This window comes from Ramlibacter sp., from assembly GCF_013697775.1.
In the GTDB taxonomy this organism is placed as follows: Bacteria; Pseudomonadota; Gammaproteobacteria; order Burkholderiales; family Burkholderiaceae_C; genus Ramlibacter.
The window spans coordinates 1-2815 of the sequence record NZ_JACCWG010000434.1 but is presented as its reverse complement, the minus strand read 5'-3'; the positions used below and the strand labels follow the sequence as shown (position 1 = coordinate 2815).

Annotated in this window: 2 protein-coding genes, 1 tRNA gene and 1 pseudogene; 3 read left to right on the top strand and 1 reads right to left on the bottom strand. The window is 66.8% G+C overall.

Features of this window, described 5'->3' with window-relative positions; translation table 11 throughout:
• The 3 genes and pseudogenes from H0U68_RS21905 to H0U68_RS21895 form a co-directional block, all read left to right on the top strand.
• Positions 1–136 (top strand): annotated as a pseudogene (locus H0U68_RS21905) (oxygen-independent coproporphyrinogen III oxidase-like protein); the annotation flags it as partial.
• Between the two features lie 81 nt (positions 137–217).
• Complete coding sequence (locus H0U68_RS21900) at positions 218–859, top strand: MEDS domain-containing protein (protein WP_296359019.1); 642 nt, start codon at positions 218–220, stop codon at positions 857–859.
• 8 nt (positions 860–867) lie between these two features.
• A complete protein-coding gene (locus H0U68_RS21895; RefSeq protein WP_296359018.1) occupies positions 868–2478 on the top strand; it encodes an ATP-binding protein in 1611 nt (536 codons plus the stop codon).
• A 108-nt stretch (positions 2479–2586) separates the two neighbouring features.
• On the opposite strand, the gene H0U68_RS21890 is transcribed toward H0U68_RS21895, so the two are convergent.
• A tRNA-Ser gene (locus tag H0U68_RS21890) sits at positions 2587–2676 on the bottom strand.
• Between the last annotated feature and the right edge of the window lie 139 nt (positions 2677–2815).

Genomic DNA, 2815 nt, shown 5'->3' with positions numbered 1-2815 from the left:
GCTGTCGGCGATCGAGCAGCCGCTGAAGGAAGCGGAGGCGAAGGGGCTGATCGCGCGGGACTTCGCGCGGGTGCGGCCGACGGAGCGGGGGTTTGATTTTTTGAGCGATTTGCAGGCGCTGTTCCTGCCGCGCTGACGCCACCTGCGTAATTGCTCCTCCGGATCGTGCCTCGATTCGCCGTCTCTCTGTGCACCAGCGCATTACCAAGGAGTTCACATGTCCAACAGCCTCTCCATTGCCGGCACGTCGTTGCACTATTTTCACGTGTGTGCGTTCTTCAACAGCAAGGACGAGGAATACGACGTGCTGGTCCCCTTCTTCAAAGAGGCGGTCGAGCAGGGCGAGAAGAACATGCACATCGTCGATCCCGCGTTCACCGATGAGCACAAGGCGCGGCTGACGGCGGGCGGCGTCGACGCGCACCAGTGTGCATCCTGCGGCCAGCTCGACGTGGTGTCGTGGCAAGATGCCTATCTGGACGAGAACGGCGTGTTCGACAAGGACCGGATGTTGGCCACCGTCGATCGCCTGACTGGCAGCGGCCTGGACGCGGGCTTCAAGCGGGTGCGCATCATGGGCAACATGGACTGGGCCTTCAACGGCAACCCCGGGTCCGAGAAGCTGATCGAGTACGAGGCACAGGTCAACGAGGTGCTCAGCCGCAACCGGCAGCCCGCCGTGTGTGTCTACGACCTGGCCAAGCTCAGCGGCGCGATGATGATGGACCTGCTGCGCACGCACCCGCTCACCCTGATCGGCGGCGTGGTGCAGGAGAACCCTTTCTACACAGAGCCGTCGAAGATGCTGGAGGAGTTGCAGGCCCGCGAAGACTCTCCGGGCGAAGCCGCGCACGCGTAGTTGCGCAAGTGGCGCAGCTCGACGGCAACGCGGACTCCGCCGCCGGTGGCGCGGATGTGGCTGGGCTGCGCGACCTGATGGGCCTGCTGGCGTTGCCTGCGCTTTGGGCAGGCAAGGACGCCGAAACGGTGTTGAACCTGATGGCCGACGCGGCCCGCAGCATGATCCGCATCGATGCGGTGCTGGCCGAGACGCGCTTTCCGCCCGCGGACGAGCGGCGCCTGCTGCTGAAGCTCGCGGGTGCCCGCTTCGTCGACGACGTTCCCGAGGCCTGGAGGTCTTTCGCCCGCCAGGGCGAGTCCCCCTTCGCTCTGGCGCAGCCGTCCGAAGTCCCGTCGCCCATGGGGCCCCTGCGCGTTCTGCGCCTGCACATGGGCGCCGGCTCGCGGGCCCAGAGGATTTGGTTCGCGTCGCGCTCCGCGGCGTTTCCGACCTGGCGGGACACGGCGTTCCTGCGGGCCGCCGTGTCGTTGGCCGCCAGCGGCATCAACGCGGCGCGCCTGGAGTTCGAGCGCCGGCAGGCGGCACGTGCGAAGGACGAATTCCTCGCGATGCTGGGGCACGAGCTGCGCAATCCCCTGGCACCGATCGTCACGGCGCTGAGCCTGGTCAAGCTCAAGGGCGCCGGCCACCTGGAACGCGAGATCGCCATCATCGAGCGCCAGGTAGGCAACTTGGGACGGCTGGTCGACGACTTGCTGGATATCACCCGCATCACCAAGGACAAGGTGGAACTGCGGCTGGAGGACTTCGAGATCTCGGAGGCGGTGCAGGCAGCCGCGGAGAGCGTCGCGCTGCTGATGGAGCAAAAGCGGCACCAGCTTTCGGTCGATGTTCCTCCCCATGGCTTGCGCGTCCGCGCCGACCGGGCTCGCCTGGCGCAGGTGTTCTCCAACCTGCTGGTCAACGCAGGCAAGTACACGGCGCCAGACGGCGCGATTTCGGTTTCGGCCGGCATGCAGGGCGGGCGCGTCCATGTGAGCGTGCGCGACAACGGCAGGGGGATCGAGCCCGAACTGCTGCCGCTGGTCTTTGGCCTGTTCGAGCAGGGTCCTGCCGGGCTCGACCGCTCCGGCGGAGGGCTTGGGGTCGGCTTGGCGATCGTCAAGAAACTGGTGGAACTCCACGAAGGCACGGTGGTGGCGCAGAGCGTGGGGCTCGGTACCGGCGCGACCTTCACCGTCACCCTGGCTGCGGCCCCACAGCAGCGCGTGCCTGCCGCCGAACCGGTGCAAGCGTCCGGGCACCCGGCCGGCGGCCACCGCGTGCTGCTGGTGGACGACAACCGTGACGCGCTGCAGACGATGGAACTGCTGCTGGGCATGCACGGCTTCGTGGTCGCCGCCGCCAGCAGCCCCGCCGAGGCGCTCGCCAAGGCCCCCGACTTCGACGCCGATGTGTTCGTGCTGGACATCGGCCTGCCGGGGCTGGACGGCTACGAACTGGCGCAGGAGCTGCGAAAGCACGGCGGAGCGCGGGCATCGCAGGCCAGGTTCATTGCATTGACGGGCTATGGCCAGCCGGGGGACAAGGCCAAGGCGCGTGCAAGCGGCTTTCACACGCACCTGACGAAGCCGATCGATCTGGCGCAACTGGTGCGGGCGATCGTTGAGGGCTGAAGATGCGCCTGAACGCGGGTCGCGGCCCGGGCGCGAAAGTGTCCGCGCGACCCAACCCGACGCCGGCTGTGCCCGCCGGCATTGCGCGCCTTCAGCGAGTTTTTCGCTTGGCGGAAGCGGTGAGATTCGAACTCACGGACGTCTTGCGACGTCGCCGGTTTTCAAGACCGGTGCATTCAACCGCTCTGCCACGCTTCCGAGCCCTGGGATTCTAGTGTAGTGCGCGCGAATTAGTTAAACTTTCGCTCGAAGGCATACTCCGATGGCCAAGGGGGTGTGATGCCATGCGGGTCGCCAAGTCGATTGAGCTGGATGGGCAGACGCAGCAGGAGCTTCG

Coding starts and splice junctions, on each gene's coding strand:
- H0U68_RS21900 (WP_296359019.1), top strand. CDS start 218: ATGTCCAACAGCCTCTCCATTGCCGGCACGTCGTTGCACTATTTTCAC.